This window comes from Acinetobacter sp. YT-02 (assembly GCF_002412355.1).
Classification (GTDB): Bacteria; Pseudomonadota; Gammaproteobacteria; order Pseudomonadales; family Moraxellaceae; genus Acinetobacter; species Acinetobacter towneri.
Genome location: NZ_NOZT01000034.1, coordinates 1 through 17,631, shown reverse-complemented (window position 1 = coordinate 17,631; position 17,631 = coordinate 1). Strand labels below are relative to the sequence as shown.

Here is a 17,631-nt window from a genome sequence, read left to right as displayed (position 1 = left end):
CTATTACAGCATGCTTTTGCGGGCGTGTAAAAGTGTATCCCCAAGTGTCAGGTTATCGCTTTGCTGTGTTACTGCTTGATGATGGACCAGAGATGTAAAGATAAAATAGAAATAAATTAAAATCCATAAAAAATGCCGTAATTAACACGGCATTTTAAAAGAGAGATTCGGTTTGATCTTAGCGGATTTTTGCCAAGAAACGACCTAAACGTGTCATTGCTTCACGTAATTCATTTTCTGCAGGCAAGAACACTACGCGGAAATGATCAGGCGTTGGCCAGTTAAAACCTGTACCTTGAACCAATAAAACTTTTTCTGCTTTGAGTAAATCGAGCATTAACTTTTCGTCATCTTCAATTGGATAGACGTTTGGATCAAGTTTCGGGAAGCAATACATTGCACCCTCAGGTTTGACACAAGACACGCCAGGAATGTCGTTCAGCATTTCCCATGCAATGTTACGTTGTTCGTATAAACGACCACCCGGACGAATCAAGTCATTGATAGACTGATAACCACCCAATGCTGTTTGAATCGCGTACTGCGCCTGATGGTTGGCACACAAGCGCATAGACGCCAACATGTCTAAACCTTCAATGTAGTCTGCAGCGCGTGATTTATCGCCTGTAATCGCCATCCAGCCTGAACGGAAGCCCGCAATGCGATACGATTTAGACAAGCCATTAAATGAGATACAGAGTTGATCACCCGCTAAAGCTGCAACCGCAACATGCTCAATGCCGTCATAAATAATTTTGTCGTAAATCTCATCGGCAAATAAAATTAAGTCATATTTTTTTGCCAATGCTACAATTTGTTCCAACACATGACGTGGATAAACCGCACCCGTTGGGTTATTCGGGTTAATAATGACAATACCGCGCGTATTTGGCGTGATTTTGCTTTCCATATCGGCAATGTCTGGATACCAAAAGTTTTCTTCATCACATTTGTAGTGAATAGCAGTACCGCCCGATAAATTCACTGCCGCAGTCCAAAGCGGGTAGTCAGGCATTGGTACCAGCATTTCATCGCCATCGTCCAACAAGCCTTGCATCGCCATAACAATCAGTTCAGACACGCCGTTGCCTATATACACATCATTGACATGCATATCGAAAATGCCTTTTTGCTGATAGTACTGACAAATCGCTTTACGCGCAGGGAAAATCCCTTTGGAGTCGGTATAACCAATCGCATTAGGCAAATTCAATGCGACATCATTAATAATTTCCTGTGGCGCTTCAAAACCGAATGGGGCAGGGTTGCCAATATTCAGTTTAATAATTTTATGACCGGCCTCTTCCATTTCATTGGCCGCTCGTAACACAGGTCCGCGAATGTCGTAGCATACATGCTCAAGTTTTGATGATTTTTTTATTTCGCGCGGAGTCGTGTTACCTAGTACGGACATAGTTCCATCCAATGATTAGAAGATAAATAAATTATAGATTACTGAAATATCACAATCTATGCTGAAATTTAGCTAGATATTTTGCAAGGTCTAGCGTAAAAATGGAAGTACTGAAGCATGACACTGAATGTCAAAGATTTAAAGGAGTTAGTGATGGGAAAACTCAATAAAACAGACCGAGAATGGCAAAGAGAGTTATCACCAGAGGAATTTCGGATTACACGTCAAAAAGGCACGGAGCCTGCTTTTACGGGGAGATATTGGAATACTAAACAAGAGGGGATTTATACCTGTCGTTGTTGCGGTACAGCGCTATTCTCATCTGAAACAAAATATGACAGCGGTAGCGGTTGGCCAAGTTTCTATCGTCCAATCCAGCCTGGGGTGATTGAAGAACATCAGGATGGTTCGCATGGCATGCAGCGTACTGAGATTGTTTGTCATCATTGTGACGCACATTTAGGGCATGTTTTTGATGATGGTCCACAGCCAACAGGATTGCGCTATTGTGTCAATTCGGCTTCTTTAGAACTCAAAACACAAGAAAAAAATGATGAGGGAAATTATCCATGACCAACATTTATCAGTTTGAAGCTGAGTTGTTAGATGGACAAAATAAAGCCTTTAGCGATTATGAAGGGAAGGTTTTGTTGATTGTAAATACAGCCAGCAAGTGTGGTTTTACGCCTCAATTTGCGGGTTTGGAAAAGTTATACCAACAATATAAAGACCAAGGTCTTGAAGTTTTGGGCTTTCCGTGCAATCAGTTTGGTGGGCAAGATCCAGGTTCCAATGAGCAAATTGGGAGCTTCTGCCAAAAAAACTATGGTGTCAGTTTTCCAATGTTTAGCAAAATTGATGTGAAAGGGCCTGAAGCACATGCGATTTTCCGTTACCTGACCAATAACAGTAAAGGTATTTTGGGCAACGGAATTAAATGGAATTTCACCAAGTTTTTAATTGGCAAAGATGGCAAGGTGTTGAACCGTTTTGCTCCGACCACAAAACCTGAAGATTTGCAGGCGGAAATTGAAAAGGCTTTACGATAAAGGCTTGCGCTTGTGCAAGTAAGATAATTAAGGCGATCAGATGATCGCCTTAAATTTAGTTGAAATCATTAACTTATAAAATCGCTTTAAGACGTTGAATTACTTGTTCACATTGTGCCAAATCTGCAACCAAAGCCAAGCGAACATGGTTTTCACCTGGGTTACCTTGTGCGGTTTCACGAGATAAATATCGCCCTGGTAGCACTTTAATATGGGTTTTTTCCATCAACATTTTGGCAAAGTTTTCATCATGATCGACTTTGAGCCAGTAATAAAAACCTGCATCTGGTTTTTTTAATGGCAGTAAATGCCCAAGTTCCATTTGAAATAATTCAAACTTGGCGCGATATTGTTGACGATTATCTTCAACGTGCTGTTCATCATCCCAAGCTGCAATAGATGCCAATTGATGTTGAACAGGCATTGCCGCACCATGATAGGTACGATATTGCAAATAAGGTTTTAATAAGTTGGCATCGCCCGCAACAAAGCCTGAACGCATGCCGGGTAAGTTTGAGCGTTTAGACAAAGAATGGAATACGATGCAGTTTTTGTAGTCATCGCGTCCAAGTTCGGCACAGACTTCCAGTAAACCTGTAGGCGCTTGGTCAAACCATAATTCCGAATAACATTCATCAGATGCAATGACAAAATTATATTGATCTGACAAAGCTATTAGCTTTTTAAATTGTTCTTTTGAAAGGACAGCACCCGTTGGATTTCCTGGTGTGCAGACAAATAATAAAGCGGTTTTTTCCCAGACTTCTGCAGGTACGGCATCAAAATCACCCAAGTAATTATTGTCTTCGGTGCAATTGATGAAATAAGGTTGGGCACCTGCCAATAAAGTTGCCCCTTCATAAATTTGATAAAACGGATTGGGCATCACTACATAGGGTGCATCTTCACGTCGAATCAATGCTTGTACGAAGGAAAAAATCGCTTCACGTGTACCTGAAACGGGGAGAACTTGAGTGTCTGGGTTAACTTGTTTTAAATGAAAGCGTTGTGTCAGCCAATGGGCAATGCTGTGACGTAATTCAGGCAGACCTTTGCTGTTCGGATAAGTCGATAAATGCTGAAAATTATCAATAATGGCTTGTTTGACAAATTCAGGTGCAGGATGTTTAGGTTCGCCAATAGACAGTGGAATTAACGGCAAATTTGCAGGTTGTACGTCCTGAAATAGTTTGTTTAGCTTTTCAAAAGGGTAAGGATGTAATAAGGACAAACTTGAGTTCATGGATGTTCCGTAAATTGAAGTTAATGTTGACCACAGACCTGATTAGAGGCCTCATCTAAAGCAGCTTTGAGCTGGATGGCAAAGGTATCTGCTTCAGACTTTGTCATTGGGTTGCCATCTTTTTTGGTGACGAAGAAAATATCTTCGGCACGTTCGCCCAGGGTGGCAATTTTGGCGGAGTGAATATCTAAGCCTTGCATCATAAACAAGCCGCCAATTTTGGCGAGTAACCCGGGATGATCTAGTGTGGCAATTTCGACCATGTTTTGATTCAGCGCTGCATTGAAAGTCACTTCTACTGTATTTTCAATGTCAAAATGACGTAATTGACGCGGAATGCGGCGTTGCATCAGACCCGGATATTTATCTGACTGGCTCAAGGCATTCACTAAAGCCTCAATCACCATTTCTTCACGTTCAGGGTCTGTTAAGAGTGTGCCAAAACGGTCTAAGACCACGTAAGTATCCAAACTAAAGGCTTTGGTCGCAGTAATAATTCGTGCATCCTGAACGTCAAGGTTCATGCGGTCTAAAATAGCGACAGTTGTGGCAAATAGGTTGGGTTGGTCTTGCGTGTAAATAAAGATTTGTACTGCGTCTTGTGCTGATTTTCGGTGCGCGCGCATGAGCACTAATGGTGCAGGATTATCGCCATGCTCCAAAATCGCGCGGGTATGCCATGCAATTTCATCGGCAGATTCTTTAATAAAGTATTCATCGCCCAGTTCTTGCCAGACTTTTTCAACAGCACTGAGTTCAAAATCTTTAACCAGTAACTCGCTTGCCGCAAATTTGGTGTCTTCAATCAGCATTTGATAATCGACGGGACGCCCAAGTCCTGAGCGAATGACATCACGCGCTTGCGTATAAAGTTGGCGCATTAAGGATGCACGCCATGAGTTCCAGAGTGTTGGATTAGTCGCATTAATATCAGCAACCGTTAAGGTATAGAGATAATCTAAATGCTCCATATCTCCCATTTTTTCGGCAAATTCCTTGACCACATCGGGGTCAGAAATATCTTTTTTCTGTGCTGTGACTGACATCAACAAGTGATTTTTGACTAACCATGCCACAAGGTTACATTCACGTTCAGTAAATCCGTGTTTACGGCAAAACTCAATCGCATCTACCGCACCAAGTTCACTGTGATCACCACGACGACCTTTAGCAATATCATGGAAAATCGCAGCCAAATAAATAATGTCACGACGGGCTAAACGCTGAAATACCGAACTGACCACAGGAAAATCTTTCGCGAATTCAGGTTCTTTGAAGCGGCTTAAATTGCGGAGTAATAGTAAAATGTGCGCATCGACTGTATAAATATGGAATAAGTCGTATTGCATTAAACCTGTAATTTGACCAAAAGCGGGGATGTAATTGCCCAATACACCTAAGCGTTTCATAGTCACCAAGGTATTATACAAGCGGTGCGGTGAGCGCAAAATTGCCATAAACAGCGCTTGATGCGTTGGATCATCACGGAAACTTTGGTCAATACGCTTGGCTGCAAGTGTCAGCAGGCGCAGTGTTCGTGCGCGAATTCCTTCAATTTCAGGACGATTGGCCAATAAATAGAAAATTTCTAAAATTGCGCTTGGTTTTTCTGAGAAAATTTTGTGGTGCTGCACGGCAAGTTTGCCATCGACCAGTTTAAAATTTTCATTAATTTCTTCAATGTTACGTTCATAATTAGGCAAACGCGGGGTAATGACCGACTCATTAAAATAGGCCAGCAACATTTCATTTAAAGTGGAAACTTGCTGTGCAGAGCGATAATAACGCTTCATAAATTGTTCAATCGGGTAATTTTGCGGTTTACCTTCTTCTCGAACATAGCCAAAAGTTGCTGCAATATCTCGTTGATAATCAAACAATAAACGGTTTTCATCACGTTTGGTTAAACGATGGAGATGATGACGGATTTCCCATAAAAAGCTTTCGGCTTCTTCAAGTACACCCAATTCAAATTCTGAAATAAAACCTAAATGCACCAAGTCGTAAATACGATTGACGCGAAAATGGCGTTTGGCAATCCAGCCAATTTGGTTGATGTCACGAATACCGCCCGGAGCATTTTTAATATCAGGTTCTAAATTACTTTCGGTGTCATTGTGCTGCGCGTAACGCTTGCTTTGCTCCTCCATTTTGGCATCAAAAAAGGTTTTATCTGTCCAAGTTTGCGAAACAATACGACGCGGCCATTTGGCAAGCTGCTGATTTCCTGTAATTAAACGCGCTTCAATCAAGGCAGTTGCAACAGTTAAATCACTGGTTGCCTGAATCACACAGTCTTGAATAGTCCGCACGCTGGTGGCAGGTTTGAAGTTGCCAACATCCCATAAAGACGAAATAAAGGTCGAAATAAGTTGTTCTTGTTCTGATGTGATTGCATCTTCCGACAACACCATAATATCGACATCGGAATAGGGCAGCATTTCTTTACGCCCATAGCCGCCCACTGCAAATAGGCTCAAATCGGTTTTGTCTAATTCAGCATGTTGCCATAAGAAAGTGAGCGCTTCATCAATCAGGTTAGAACGCGCCAAAATCACTTCACGAATGGATTGTCCATTTTCAAAACATTGTTGTAGCTGATTTTCGACATCGGTGCGCCATTGGTTAATGGCCTGAATGTCATGGTTGCTTTTTACATAATTCAGCAAGGGTAATGTAATGATCATGGACAATTCCGTTATGCAATGACGAGCTTAATTTTGATTTTCGTTTAAATGAACACGAACAGTGTCCGCAGTCTGCTGAGCTAGCTCACGCGCTTGCTCTGTGGTTTCTGCTCGCGCAGTGGCAACGCCCATACGACGACGTTCAAAACCTTCAGGTTTGCCAAATAAACGTAAATCTGTATCGGGATGTGCTAATGCAAGATTCAGGCCAGAAAATGAAAGATTTGTTGCATCGACACCTGCATAAATCACTGCACTGGCTGCAACGCTATGGCGTGTGGTATTGACAGGTAAGCCTAAAATCGCGCGGGCATGTAATTCGAATTCACTTTGGAATTGTGAAGCCAATGTCACCAAACCTGTGTCGTGTGGACGTGGAGAGACTTCACTGAACCAGACTTTATCGCCTTTCACAAACAGCTCTACACCAAAAATACCGCAACCACCTAAGGCAGTAGTCACTTTGTGTGCAATTCGTTTGGCTTCAGTCAAGGCAGCATCACTCATGGCTTGAGGTTGCCAGCTTTCTACATAGTCGCCTGCATCTTGACGGTGACCAATTGGGTCGCAATATGAAGTTTCAATCGCACCAGTTTCTGGATTTTTAGCACGTACGGTTAATAAGGTAATTTCAAAATCGAAGTCAATTTGTGATTCAACAATCACAGTGCCTTGATTGACGCGTCCGCCAGTCTGGGCATATTCCCAAGCTGCATCAACTTCATCAAAGCAGGTGACACGCGATTGTCCCTTGCCTGAAGATGACATCACAGGCTTCACAAAGTTTGGATAACCAATGTCATCACATGCAGCGCGGAAAGATTCGAGTGAATTGGCAAAGCGATAAGCGGATGTCGGCAAACCTAATTCTTCCGCAGCTAAACGACGTATGCCTTCACGGTTCATGGTCAAATTTACCGCTTTGGCAGATGGAATCACTGTTGCAATATTTTGCGCTTCAATTTCAAGTAAAACTGATGTCGCAATCGCCTCAATTTCAGGCACAATTAAATTAGGTTTAATTTTTTCAATCAGTTGTTTTAATTCTGTGGCATCTGCCATGTTTAAAGTATAAGCATAATGTGCGACTTGCATGGCTGGCGCATTGTCGTAGCGATCGGCGGCATGTACTTCTACGCCTAAGCGTTGCAGTGAAATTACCACCTCTTTACCGAGTTCCCCTGAACCCAATAGCAAAACCTTGAAAGCAGAAGATTGAAGGGGAGTACCAATGGTCACGCTCATGTGAATCGTCCTTGCTAAAGTGGGCTTTTAGCATAGCAGAACTGTTCCATGAGTTAAGCCCTGTTTGCAATAAAATCATGATTTTGTCATCTCGTTGTATTGCATTCAGTGCTTTATAGTAATTAGGGCTGAATCCTGAAATAGCTCATTTGGGCGATCCAACCTCTAAATTTCAGCAACATTAGAACGAAAATGGCACATAGGTATAAATTAAACCATAGGTGATGGCTGCGGTAAGCGTGGCAGGGACGATTTTCTTAAACTTAAAATACAAACCTGTCAGCACTAAAAAGCCAATCAACATCGCAAAACTTTTATTGGGTGTTTCAAGCAAAGGTGGCAAGGTTGCAACCACGAGCATAGAGCTAATTGCGGCTATACCAATGCTGCCCAAAGCGATTTTAAGCCATAAAGCACCACGTTGCTGTGAGCCTTGTTGAAACTTTTGAATCACAAAAAATGGCCCAAAACGTGAGGCGAAGTTTGCGATACCGACCATAATACCGACCAAAATAATTTCTAAACTCATGATTTTGCTCCTGTATGTTCAGGGTCGGGTTGTTTTAAAACATAGTGTTTAAATAATCCCGCCAAAATACCTGAAGAAATCCCAATAAAAATTGCAGCAGATAAGTCAATAAAATAACAAGCTACGGCAGATACTAGAATGGTGATTCCCACGACAAAGGTGTGTTTCTTTTCAAATGCTGCCAATAAGAAGCTAAGGAATAAAGCGGGCAGTAAAAAGTCGAGCGCCGCTTGCAAAAACTGTGGCATTTTAGTGACTTGATCGGCAAATAATCCGCCTAACAAAGAGCCTAATGCCCAAGACAACCAACTAAATAAACTCAGTCCAAGCATCCATGATTCAGACCATTCCTGACGGCGCTGTGACAGTTTAATCATGCCTGAGGCAAAAACTTCATCGGTCAGACCCCATGACCAAATTGCAGTTTTTTTTAGGTTTAAACGATCTTGAATCAGGTTTTGTAAGGCCGGGCCGTAAAGTAAATGTCGAATATCCAAGGCGATTACCGTTAATGCGGTCATCCAGATTGAAGTTCCACTGCCCAATAAGGCAACGACTAAAAATTGACTCGCCCCTGCATACATCGAGCAAGATAAAAATAAGGCTTCCCATGCGCTAAAGCCGAATTGAGTTGCAGAAACACCAAAAGCAAAAGAAACAGGCAGATAGGTGAAAATAATCGCCTGACTATCTTTTGCACCTTGCCAAAAACTTGCTGCGGGCGCAGTTTGAATATTGTGTACGGACACGACACACCTTGTGGGAGAAAGTTGAACGATGGGTCAAATGAAGATTGTGTATTATACTTGAATTCATTAGCATGATGCCGAATTGTTTGTATGGGCGAACCGATATGTTGAAATTGAAAACACCTGTAATCCTGCTTGCTTCAATGTTATGCAGTAGCCTGTTATTGCAAGCGTGTAGCAATGACAACAACCCGCAAAAAACAGTAGAAATTAAGCCTGCGCCAAAACTCACCAATGATGCGACTGTGTATGCGCAAGCCGCGTGGGAATTAATGAATGAAGTTGAGCCGTACGTGTATCGTAAACAGCGTAACTTAATTGAAGATAAAGTCCGCAAACCTGCCCGTAAATTAAGTACCGACTGGCGTATTAATGTCAAAATGACCGACTCTGTAACGGAAGGGAAATATGCGCTGTGTCGTAAGGCCTTGACCAGTTTGGAAATTTGGGCACGTGCGACGATTGACAGTTCAAGCAGTCTTGCACAAAAACAAGCCGATTATGAACGTGATAAAAAACAATGTGCCGATGCTTTGGCGCATCCTGAATTGGGTAATACCGACCCGAAACAAAAGGGCAATGTGGTGCAGTCTTAATTGAGGTTGTTCTGCATTAATGTGATGCGGAATCGCCCATAAAAAAACCTCGATGTAAGCATCGAGGTTTTTTTATTGAATCAATGCTTTGCTGCAAGGATTGTTCTAAAATTAAGCATTAAAACAAGTTAGACATTAAAGCGGAAGTGTAAAACGTCACCGTCTTGAACGATATAAGTTTTACCTTCCAAGCGCCATTTACCTGCTTCTTTTGCGCCTGCTTCGCCGTTGTATTGTACGAAATCATCATAAGCAATACATTCTGCGCGGATAAAGCCTTTTTCAAAGTCAGTGTGAATTACACCTGCCGCTTGTGGTGCAGTTGCACCTACTTTCACTGTCCACGCGCGGACTTCTTGTACGCCTGCAGTAAAGTAAGTTTGCAGACCTAACAGCGCATAACCTGCACGAATCACCACGTTCAGACCTGGTTCTTCCATACCAAGAGCTTCTAAGAACTCTGCACGGTCTTCATCTTCAAGCAATGAAATTTCGGCTTCAATTTGGTTGCATAAAGGAACCACAATCGCATTTTCTTCTGCAGCAAGTTGTTTAACTGCATCTAAGTGCGGGTTGTTTTCAAAGCCATCTTCTGCCACGTTGGCAATATACATGGTTGGTTTTAAGGTTAATAAACCAAAACCACGAACCAATTTGCGTTCATCATCATCTAAATTGGCTGCGCGCGCAGGCTTGCCATCATCTAGTAAAGGTTGAATTTTTTCTAAAACGGCTTTGGTCGCTACAGCTTCTTTATCGCCACCTTTGGCAGATTTTGCTAAGCGTGTAATGGCTTTGCTTACCGTTTCTAAATCGGCCAAAGCAAGTTCGGTATTAATGGTTGCAATGTCATCTAATGGGTCAATTTTACCATTTACGTGAATGACGTTTTCATCTTCAAAGCAACGAACCACATGCGCAATTGCATCGGTTTCACGAATGTTGGCAAGGAATTGGTTACCTAAACCTTCACCTTTAGATGCACCTGCAACCAAACCTGCAATATCCACAAATTCCATCGTGGTGGGTAATACACGTTGCGGATTTACGATTTCCGCCAATTTGTCCAAACGTGAATCTGGCACAGGTACAATGCCTGTATTTGGCTCAATGGTACAAAATGGGAAGTTTTCCGCTGCAATTGCAGCTTTGGTTAAAGCATTAAAAAGCGTAGATTTACCAACGTTTGGCAGGCCCACAATACCACAATTAAAACCCATGAATAACTCACAACGTGTTATTTAAAAATTAGGCACGATTTTACATGAAAGGGCAGATAAAGTCAGGTCATCGGACAGATGTTTCTCCAATCTAGCGTGCTTGATGCTGTACGTTGAATTTCTTTTCGGAATTGATTTTGAATTGCTGACTGTTTCGCCTGAATTTTGAATAAAAAGTACATTGTAATTATAAGAGGCTATGACTAAAGTATGACAAGCACAGTATTGATACTGCTTTGGATATCAAAATTTTAAATATGGAGATTTTATGCGCATCTTATACCAGTTTCCTTTGTCTCATTTTTGTGAGAAAGCTCGCTGGTTATTGGATCATAAAGAGTTAGATTATGATGCGCAAAACTTAATTCCAGGCGTGCATCGCGCTTTTGCCCAATTAAAAACAGGGCAAAATAAATTACCTATTTTACGTGATCAAGACCGCTGGATAGCAGATTCGACTCAAATTGCTTTATATCTAGATGATATTTACCCCGAACATGCCTTGTTACGCAGTGATGCCGAACAATATAAACATGCGTTGGCCATAAATACTTTGGCTGATGAATTGGGGCAGCATGTGCGTCGATGGGGGTTGGCGCATGCATTATCTGAAAGTGAAGAACCTTTGGAAATTTTAATTGGCGAAAAAGGCTATTTGCGTCAATTTTCTAAATATTCCAAGCCAATTATTAAAGCCTTGGTGTCTAAGGGCTATCAGCTCGATCAAGATAAAGTTGCAGAATCCAAACAGCGGATGGATGAATTAATTGTCATTTTAAATCAGCATTTGATTGATAATTACGGGCGTTATTTTGTGGGTGAGCGTTTAGGTTTAGCCGATATTTCAGTGTGTTCGATGCTTGCACCTATTTTGGAAATTTCTGGAACGCCGTGGGAAAAAGAACATGATGAAGTGATTTCTGAAGAATTTAAAGATTATAAAAAATATTTGCTGGATTTACCTTTAGGGCAATATGTTTCTCGTATTTATCAAACTGAGCGTAATGCACGTGTAGATTGGCGCGGTATTTAAATGTTATCGCCTCAGATAAAATACGCGCAATCTGCGCGTATTTTTTGGATACTGATGTATAAAAACCTAAAACCAAGGATTAGAACAAAGAATTTAAGTTATTCAAATCAAAAGTCTGTACCAAATTTGGCAGGGTAGCTAAATCAAATTGAGTGTCTGATGTGCCACCAGTTAAATTGCCAAATGCATCGCCTAATGCAGGGACTAAGCTTTCAATATTGATCTCTGAACTGGTTGTAGATGACGCACCTTGCAGTAAGTCGCTGATGTTAAAATCTGAACCAAAAATTAAGTTGTCAAAGTCATCACTTAAGTCATCTAAGCTGAAACCGCCAGTTGTATCTCCAGTCAGATTATTTAATAAACCACCTAGTTCAAAGTCACTTGCAAGCTGACCTTCAGGATTAAGCAACGCAAGAATTGGTTCTAGGGCAGCGATATCTAGCCCACCTAAATCACCACCGATGTTGCCACCAATTAAGCCGCTTGCCAATTGCGCAATTTCTGCAATATCAAGATCGCCATTACCTTGGATTAAGCCACCTACAAGTTCTGCAATGACCGCGATATCCATGCCGCCTAAACCTCCACCGATGTTGCCGCCAATCAAACCACTAACCAGTTGAGCAATTTGTGCAATATCAAGATCACCATTGCCTTGCATTAACCCGCCTACCAATTCAGCAATCGCTGCGATATCCATGCCGTCTAAATTGCCAGTATTGCCGCCAATTAAACCACCAACCAGTTGTGTGATCGCAGCCATATCGAGGTCACTATTGCCCGAAATCAAACCGCTGACCAATTGAGTAATTTGAGCAATGTCAAGATTACCTGTATTGCCACCGATTAACCCACTCACTAATTGGGTGAGTTTCGTAATATCTAAATCACCTGCATTGCTGCCAATCATGCCACTGAGTAAATTGGTGATGGAAGCAATATCGAAGCTACCGCCATTGGATTGTGTCAGTTTGCTAATTAAACTGGTGATATCTAAGTTGGTATTCGAGCTTGAAAATTGGCTGATTAGATTGGTTAGGCTAGAACTATCTAAGCTGCTGCCAGAGAGTAAACTTTTTAATAAAGAATCTAGGGTAGGTGTGGTCGAGGTCGAACTAGTCAGGCTGCCAAGCAAACCAGAAAAGGTATTGCTTAAAGAGCCACCACTTAAGAGTCCATCGAATAAAGAGCTGGTCTGAGTTTCTACGGTAAATACAGAGCTAATTTTATTTTCAGCAAGCTTAGAGATTTAAAAGCCATGACGATTCCTTGTATTTTTATTGGTTTTGTTGTGCTGCATTGTGCTTATTGTCGAGCGCATCTTTTTTAATACATTTCTATACACTTGTAAAAGATAGACGGTCGGGATTGTGAAAATGTATGAGTAGATTCGTTGTTTTGTTGAGTTTTTTAAATTTAAAAATTTGAAAATCAATAAATTAGAAAGCTGTTCCGTTTGTCTGTTAAGTTGTTCAAAACGATAAGCGGTGATCTGTTGAATCATAAACATTTTGCTTTAATAATGGAAAATAATTTTCGATAAAGATGCTTAGTCTGCAAAATAATTTAAGTATAATGGCAGCATGAGTTTAAATTTTATCAGATTAGATTGAGTGCTTGAAAATGGAATTAGATCGCTACGATAAGCATATTTTAGAAATTTTAAGCAATGAAGATGTCAATTTGAATGAACTTTCCGAGCGGGTTAATCTGTCGGTAAGTTCGGTGCATCGCCGTATTAAAAGTCTGATCGATCATAAAATTATTTCAGGTTTAAAGCGTGAAATTAATTATCAAAAACTGGGCTTTAGTTTGCATGTGTTGTTGCAGGTGTCTTTGAGCAAACACGATACCGATATTTTTGCCAAATTTTTGGATGAATTGGAAAGCATTCCTGAAGTGATACGTGCATTTTTGGTGACAGGACAGACTGCAGATTTTATTGTAGAGGTTGTGGCACGAGATATGGAAAATTACAGCGAAATTTTATTAAAACGGATTGGTAAAATTGAGCATGTGGCAGGTTTGCATTCTAGCTTTGTGATTAAAGAATATGATGTTTTAAACTGTCATGGTTTATTAAATAAAGTTTAATTTATTAGAATCTTAGAATTATTTTGACTGGATCTATAAAAAAACGCACGAGAACGTGCGTTTTTAGGAATTGCAGTTAGACCGATTATGCGTCTAATTGTGCTAAAACTTCATCAGAGAATTCAACGTTGGTATATACGTTTTGAACATCATCTAAATCTTCAAGCATATCAATCATTTTCATAATTTTTTTCGCTTGATCGATGTCTGTAATTTCTGCTTTGGTCGATGGACTCATAACCACTTCAGCATTGTCAGATTTCAAACCTGCTGCTGTGAGCGCATCTTGAACTGTACCAAAAGCTTCTGGCGTGGTAATAACCAAAATGCCATCTTCAGACACTTCAATATCTTCTGCGCCAGCTTCTAAAGCCACTTCCATCACTTGATCTTCTAAAGATGAATCTTCAAATGAAATTTCACCACGTTTTGTGAACAGGAATGCTACAGAACCATTGGTACCTAAGTTACCGTCAGTTTTAGAGAAACAGTGACGTACATCTGGCACGGTACGGTTTAAGTTGTCTGTCATGGTTTCTACAATAACCGCAACACCACCTACACCATAACCTTCATAGGTTACTTCTTTAAGATCGTCGTTATCGTCACCGCCTGCACCACGCTGGATGGCACGGTTAATGACGTCACGTGTCATGTTAACTGAAAGTGCTTTTTCCACAACAGCACGTAAACGAGGGTTACTTGCCGCATCTGGACCGCCGAGCTTTGCAGCAGTTGTTAATTCACGAATAAATTTGGTAAACAACTTACCACGACTAGCATCTTGTTTGGCTTTGCGATGCTTAATGTTGGCCCACTTGGAATGACCCGCCATGCGAACTATGCTCCTTACAGATTGGCAGTATGCCTATCAAAATTGCGCCCATTCTAACATAAGCCCTTTTTTTAGATAAAGGGCAGAGTTTTAGGTTTTTTTAAGTGTTACTTTGAGTTGTTTTAGGCTCAGGAATGACAATATCTAAGCCCACATGTTCTTTATATAATTGTTGGATAAGTGCCATATCGTGATCTAAATCTGTCGGATAGATTTTGCCAAAAATCCCACCTTGTTTGGTTTGTGAGTTGGCATACATTAAAACGATAGGCACATTGGCTGCTTTGGCAATATGCCAAAAACCTGTACGAATTGGCTTGCGGGCTTCACCTGTTTTTGCGCGAGTTGCTTCGGGTGCGATGACCAAATTGAAATGTTCATTTTGATCAAAAAGTTCGACCATTTGCGACACAATATCTTTGTTAGATTTACGGTCTACTGGAATACCGCCGACTTTTTCTAAAATAGGTTTAAGTGGCCCTTTAAAAAGCTCTTTTTTGATTAAAGTATGAATTTTAATATCATAAATTTGGAACAGAGCAAGCGAGAGGATTGCATCCATCATTGAGGTGTGTTCAAAACCGACGATCACTTGTTTATTTTCGAGGATGTTGGGTTCTACCTGATATTGCCATCCTGCAAGTTTGAATGCGGACTCGCCTATAAATTTTTTCAACATAGATTTAACAGCTGATGAATCTGGAAATGCATAATTTCTGCTTGTTTTATATAAGAGTCAACAGAAAATTGTTTGAAATATAGCAATCTCAAGTGATGCAGTTGATATAGCGTTATATCTTTTATTGGTTTTAACTCTAAATACTTTGTTTTTAATATTAAAAATATATGAATTCAGAGAAATTAAGTCTTAAATTGAGCAAAAATGCACTATTCAAATGATTTGTAAATCATTAGACTTTGGTCGTAATTAGCTATGATTCTATTCATCATTTCACTATTCCACGCATCATGGAAGGATACTAAAGTGGCTTATTTGACGACTTTTCTTGTGGCATTGACTGTGTTGTTATTGGTCTTGGTATGGTCAATGTTTGAGTTGTTTTTAGAAGTGCGTAAAGAGAAGCGTTTAAAGTTGCATCGGGCAATGTTTCGGAAAGTGAAGGTGTAGTTTTTATATTTCAATAATAATCAAATTCGTCTGCTGACTATCTATACAGCAATTTCTGAAAATGGCTTGTGTTTTTAAAAAATCTTCGCTAGTATTCTTTGCGCTTGAACTTGTTGAAATATAACAAATTCAATTATAGGGCCTATAGCTCAGTCGGTTAGAGCAGCGGACTCATAATCCGTTGGTCGACAGTTCAAGTCTGTCTGGGCCCACCAGTTTTTTGTAATCATATGCACAGTTTTGTAATGATTTGATATATAAACCCATGAATTATAATGATTCATGGGTTTTTTATTTCTGCTTTTTGCACAACTATGTTTGGCTATGCACAGCTTTATTTGACCCTCTTGTGTATCCAATCTTGTATCCGATACTCTTTCTGAATTACTCGGATACAAGAGATTTTGTTATGAAAAGAGCGGCTTTAGATAACATCAAACAAATCAAAGATACCCATCTTCTTAATCTTGAACCTGAGGATAAGGAGTATCGTATTTCATGTGATGCTGGGCTTTATTTTCGTGTATCACCAAAAGGAAAAAAAACTTGGCAAGTCCGCTTTAAGGATGAGGTAGGGAAGTGGAAATGGCACTGAACCGTACCGGGTTTGTCGGAGACTTTTTTATTTAAGTTAGGCCACCTGACCTAACGGGTTAATCTTATCATAGTACATTGCTTCAAACTCAAAAGGCGATACATAACCCAGTGCACTGTGTACACGCTTTTTATTGAACCAATCTACCCAGTTTAGTGTCGCAAGTTGTACATCTGCTAAACCTTGCCAATCTGCTTTTAAATATTCAATCACCTCTGTTTTGTATAAGCCATTCACCGTTTCAGCCAAAGCATTATCGTATGAATCACCGGTCGTACCGACTGATGCTCGTAAATTTGCTGCTTCTAAACGATTGGTATAACGAATGGAAAGATATTGCACACCTCTGTCGGAATGATGAATCACATTCTTTGGCATGCCTCGATCGTACAATGCTTGCTCAAGTGCATCGAGCACCATATCTGTATTCATCCGTGTCGATACTTTCCATCCAACAATTGCTCGTGAGAACACATCAATAATAAAGGCGGTATAGACCCAGCCTGAATGAGTTTGAATATACGTAAAGTCACTCACCTGAGAAGCACTGCTTCGCAAGGGTCAGGATGATCAGCATTAAAATTACGTTTCACTAAATCATCTGCTCGTTTTTGATCATCTCGGCTACGGGTGGTTTGTTTATTCTTACCACGCCAAACACCTTGTATACCTAGCTTCTGCATCAATCGAGCAACTGTACAACGTGCGATAACATAACCTTCACGTTTCAATTGTTGCCAGACCTTACGCACACCATATCGACCTAAACTTTCTTTCCAAATTCGTTGAATTTGTTCAGCATGATGCTCATCATGCAGAGCACGTTTCGCTCGATGTTCTGGATTGTCAGCGAGATCTAAAGCCCGATAATAGGTCGAAGCTGCAATCGGTAAAATTCTACAAATCGCTTCAACACCATATCGATCTTTATTGTTCTGGATAAAATCCACCATTATTTGTGTGGGCGGTCGAGCTCCGCCTGGGCGAAAAAAGCGGCTGCTTTACGTAGAATCTCATTGGCGCGTTGCAGTTCTTTATTTTCGCGTTCGAGTTGTTTGATACGTTCTTGGTCTGAAAGCTGCTGTACTTTAACTGGATTTTGTTTATCTAAATATTATTGATACCAAACACGAAGTGTTTCAGGAGTACAACCAATCTTAGGCGCAATTGCTGTGATCGCAGCCCAATTCGATGGATAATCTTTTTCGGA

Annotated in this window: 17 protein-coding genes, 1 tRNA gene, 1 pseudogene and 1 other annotated feature; of the genes and pseudogenes, 8 read left to right on the top strand and 11 right to left on the bottom strand. The window is 40.7% G+C overall.

The features are described from left to right. Positions 1 to 178 precede the first annotated feature (178 nt). Positions 179 to 1,414 carry a pyridoxal phosphate-dependent aminotransferase gene (locus tag CF596_RS09560; RefSeq protein WP_004971448.1) on the bottom strand — a complete coding sequence of 412 codons (1,236 nt, stop codon included), beginning with the start codon at positions 1,412 to 1,414 and terminating at the stop codon, positions 179 to 181. 153 nt (positions 1,415 to 1,567) lie between these two features. Between CF596_RS09560 and msrB the strand changes: the two genes are divergently transcribed. Both msrB and CF596_RS09550 read left to right on the top strand, forming a co-directional pair. Beyond that, positions 1,568 to 1,987 (top strand): peptide-methionine (R)-S-oxide reductase MsrB, encoded by a 420-nt coding sequence (msrB, locus tag CF596_RS09555; RefSeq protein WP_096902313.1) that lies wholly within the window; start codon positions 1,568 to 1,570, stop codon positions 1,985 to 1,987. Then, positions 1,984 to 2,463: a glutathione peroxidase gene (locus tag CF596_RS09550; RefSeq protein ID WP_096902294.1), complete on the top strand. Its 480-nt coding sequence runs from the start codon at positions 1,984 to 1,986 to the stop codon at positions 2,461 to 2,463. Before msrB ends, CF596_RS09550 begins: the two co-directional genes overlap by 4 nt. Positions 2,464 to 2,536: 73 nt before the next feature. Here the strand turns inward: CF596_RS09550 and dapC are convergent, their stop codons facing one another. The 5 genes from dapC to CF596_RS09525 all read right to left on the bottom strand — a co-directional run bounded on the left by dapC (position 2,537) and on the right by CF596_RS09525 (position 8,901). Next, a complete protein-coding gene (dapC, locus tag CF596_RS09545; protein ID WP_096902293.1) occupies positions 2,537 to 3,706 on the bottom strand; it encodes a succinyldiaminopimelate transaminase in 1,170 nt (389 codons plus the stop codon). 20 nt (positions 3,707 to 3,726) lie between these two features. Next, a complete protein-coding gene (glnD, locus tag CF596_RS09540) occupies positions 3,727 to 6,393 on the bottom strand; it encodes a [protein-PII] uridylyltransferase (RefSeq protein ID WP_004971443.1) in 2,667 nt (888 codons plus the stop codon). 27 nt (positions 6,394 to 6,420) lie between these two features. Then, the gene (purT, locus tag CF596_RS09535) at positions 6,421 to 7,638 is read right to left on the bottom strand and encodes a formate-dependent phosphoribosylglycinamide formyltransferase (RefSeq protein WP_096902292.1); all 1,218 of its coding nucleotides are present in this window, start codon (positions 7,636 to 7,638) and stop codon (positions 6,421 to 6,423) included. Between the two features lie 181 nt (positions 7,639 to 7,819). Further along, on the bottom strand, positions 7,820 to 8,167 hold the full coding sequence (gene ygaH / locus CF596_RS09530; protein WP_004971441.1) for an L-valine transporter subunit YgaH: 348 nt from the start codon (positions 8,165 to 8,167) through the stop codon (positions 7,820 to 7,822). Then, positions 8,164 to 8,901, bottom strand: coding sequence for an AzlC family ABC transporter permease (locus CF596_RS09525; RefSeq protein ID WP_171062558.1), 738 nt, complete (start codon positions 8,899 to 8,901; stop codon positions 8,164 to 8,166). The genes ygaH and CF596_RS09525 overlap by 4 nt, the downstream gene beginning before the upstream one ends. Before the next feature lie 119 nt (positions 8,902 to 9,020). On the opposite strand from CF596_RS09525, the gene CF596_RS09520 reads away from it, so the two are divergent. Then, positions 9,021 to 9,512 carry a hypothetical protein gene (locus tag CF596_RS09520; RefSeq protein ID WP_026438320.1) on the top strand — a complete coding sequence of 164 codons (492 nt, stop codon included), beginning with the start codon at positions 9,021 to 9,023 and terminating at the stop codon, positions 9,510 to 9,512. A gap of 128 nt (positions 9,513 to 9,640) precedes the next feature. Here the strand turns inward: CF596_RS09520 and ychF are convergent, their stop codons facing one another. Then, complete coding sequence (gene ychF, locus CF596_RS09515) at positions 9,641 to 10,732, bottom strand: redox-regulated ATPase YchF (RefSeq protein WP_096902291.1); 1,092 nt, start codon at positions 10,730 to 10,732, stop codon at positions 9,641 to 9,643. Positions 10,733 to 11,000: 268 nt separating this feature from the next. On the opposite strand from ychF, the gene CF596_RS09510 reads away from it, so the two are divergent. After that, entirely contained in the window at positions 11,001 to 11,765 is a 765-nt protein-coding gene (locus tag CF596_RS09510; RefSeq protein ID WP_096902290.1) for a glutathione S-transferase family protein, read from the top strand. A 79-nt stretch (positions 11,766 to 11,844) separates the two neighbouring features. On the opposite strand, the gene CF596_RS09505 is transcribed toward CF596_RS09510, so the two are convergent. Then, entirely contained in the window at positions 11,845 to 12,903 is a 1,059-nt protein-coding gene (locus CF596_RS09505; RefSeq protein ID WP_242439147.1) for a hypothetical protein, read from the bottom strand. A 488-nt stretch (positions 12,904 to 13,391) separates the two neighbouring features. Between CF596_RS09505 and CF596_RS09500 the strand changes: the two genes are divergently transcribed. Next, positions 13,392 to 13,862, top strand: coding sequence for an Lrp/AsnC family transcriptional regulator (locus CF596_RS09500; RefSeq protein ID WP_004971430.1), 471 nt, complete (start codon positions 13,392 to 13,394; stop codon positions 13,860 to 13,862). Between the two features lie 85 nt (positions 13,863 to 13,947). Here CF596_RS09500 and CF596_RS09495 read toward each other — a convergent pair whose 3' ends face one another. Both CF596_RS09495 and CF596_RS09490 read right to left on the bottom strand, forming a co-directional pair. Continuing rightward, positions 13,948 to 14,697: a YebC/PmpR family DNA-binding transcriptional regulator gene (locus CF596_RS09495; protein ID WP_096902288.1), complete on the bottom strand. Its 750-nt coding sequence runs from the start codon at positions 14,695 to 14,697 to the stop codon at positions 13,948 to 13,950. 100 nt (positions 14,698 to 14,797) lie between these two features. Continuing rightward, positions 14,798 to 15,376: a 1-acyl-sn-glycerol-3-phosphate acyltransferase gene (locus tag CF596_RS09490; RefSeq protein ID WP_004971428.1), complete on the bottom strand. Its 579-nt coding sequence runs from the start codon at positions 15,374 to 15,376 to the stop codon at positions 14,798 to 14,800. 306 nt (positions 15,377 to 15,682) lie between these two features. Between CF596_RS09490 and CF596_RS14755 the strand changes: the two genes are divergently transcribed. The 3 genes from CF596_RS14755 to CF596_RS14750 all read left to right on the top strand — a co-directional run bounded on the left by CF596_RS14755 (position 15,683) and on the right by CF596_RS14750 (position 16,421). After that, positions 15,683 to 15,826: a hypothetical protein gene (locus CF596_RS14755; RefSeq protein ID WP_154320842.1), complete on the top strand. Its 144-nt coding sequence runs from the start codon at positions 15,683 to 15,685 to the stop codon at positions 15,824 to 15,826. Positions 15,827 to 15,964: 138 nt separating this feature from the next. Then, a tRNA-Ile gene (locus CF596_RS09485) sits at positions 15,965 to 16,041 on the top strand. 194 nt (positions 16,042 to 16,235) lie between these two features. Beyond that, on the top strand, positions 16,236 to 16,421 hold the full coding sequence (locus tag CF596_RS14750) for an Arm DNA-binding domain-containing protein (RefSeq protein ID WP_171324958.1): 186 nt from the start codon (positions 16,236 to 16,238) through the stop codon (positions 16,419 to 16,421). Positions 16,422 to 16,457: 36 nt separating this feature from the next. Here the strand turns inward: CF596_RS14750 and CF596_RS09475 are convergent. Continuing rightward, positions 16,458 to 17,631, bottom strand: a pseudogene (locus CF596_RS09475) (IS3 family transposase); the annotation flags it as partial. Then, positions 17,300 to 17,416 (bottom strand) — a sequence feature (AL1L pseudoknot). It overlaps the preceding pseudogene by 117 nt.

What these genes read in the sequence shown, in the direction of transcription:
- CF596_RS09560 (WP_004971448.1), bottom strand. Translation starts at nt 1,414, where the DNA reads ATGTCCGTACTAGGTAACACGACTCCGCGCGAAATAAAAAAATCATCA.
- msrB (WP_096902313.1), top strand. Translation starts at nt 1,568, where the DNA reads ATGGGAAAACTCAATAAAACAGACCGAGAATGGCAAAGAGAGTTATCA.
- CF596_RS09550 (WP_096902294.1), top strand. Translation starts at nt 1,984, where the DNA reads ATGACCAACATTTATCAGTTTGAAGCTGAGTTGTTAGATGGACAAAAT.
- dapC (WP_096902293.1), bottom strand. Translation starts at nt 3,706, where the DNA reads ATGAACTCAAGTTTGTCCTTATTACATCCTTACCCTTTTGAAAAGCTA.
- glnD (WP_004971443.1), bottom strand. Translation starts at nt 6,393, where the DNA reads ATGATCATTACATTACCCTTGCTGAATTATGTAAAAAGCAACCATGAC.
- purT (WP_096902292.1), bottom strand. Translation starts at nt 7,638, where the DNA reads ATGAGCGTGACCATTGGTACTCCCCTTCAATCTTCTGCTTTCAAGGTT.
- ygaH (WP_004971441.1), bottom strand. Translation starts at nt 8,167, where the DNA reads ATGAGTTTAGAAATTATTTTGGTCGGTATTATGGTCGGTATCGCAAAC.
- CF596_RS09520 (WP_026438320.1), top strand. Translation starts at nt 9,021, where the DNA reads ATGTTGAAATTGAAAACACCTGTAATCCTGCTTGCTTCAATGTTATGC.
- ychF (WP_096902291.1), bottom strand. Translation starts at nt 10,732, where the DNA reads ATGGGTTTTAATTGTGGTATTGTGGGCCTGCCAAACGTTGGTAAATCT.
- CF596_RS09510 (WP_096902290.1), top strand. Translation starts at nt 11,001, where the DNA reads ATGCGCATCTTATACCAGTTTCCTTTGTCTCATTTTTGTGAGAAAGCT.
- CF596_RS09500 (WP_004971430.1), top strand. Translation starts at nt 13,392, where the DNA reads ATGGAATTAGATCGCTACGATAAGCATATTTTAGAAATTTTAAGCAAT.
- CF596_RS09495 (WP_096902288.1), bottom strand. Translation starts at nt 14,697, where the DNA reads ATGGCGGGTCATTCCAAGTGGGCCAACATTAAGCATCGCAAAGCCAAA.
- CF596_RS09490 (WP_004971428.1), bottom strand. Translation starts at nt 15,376, where the DNA reads ATGTTGAAAAAATTTATAGGCGAGTCCGCATTCAAACTTGCAGGATGG.
- CF596_RS14750 (WP_171324958.1), top strand. Translation starts at nt 16,236, where the DNA reads ATGAAAAGAGCGGCTTTAGATAACATCAAACAAATCAAAGATACCCAT.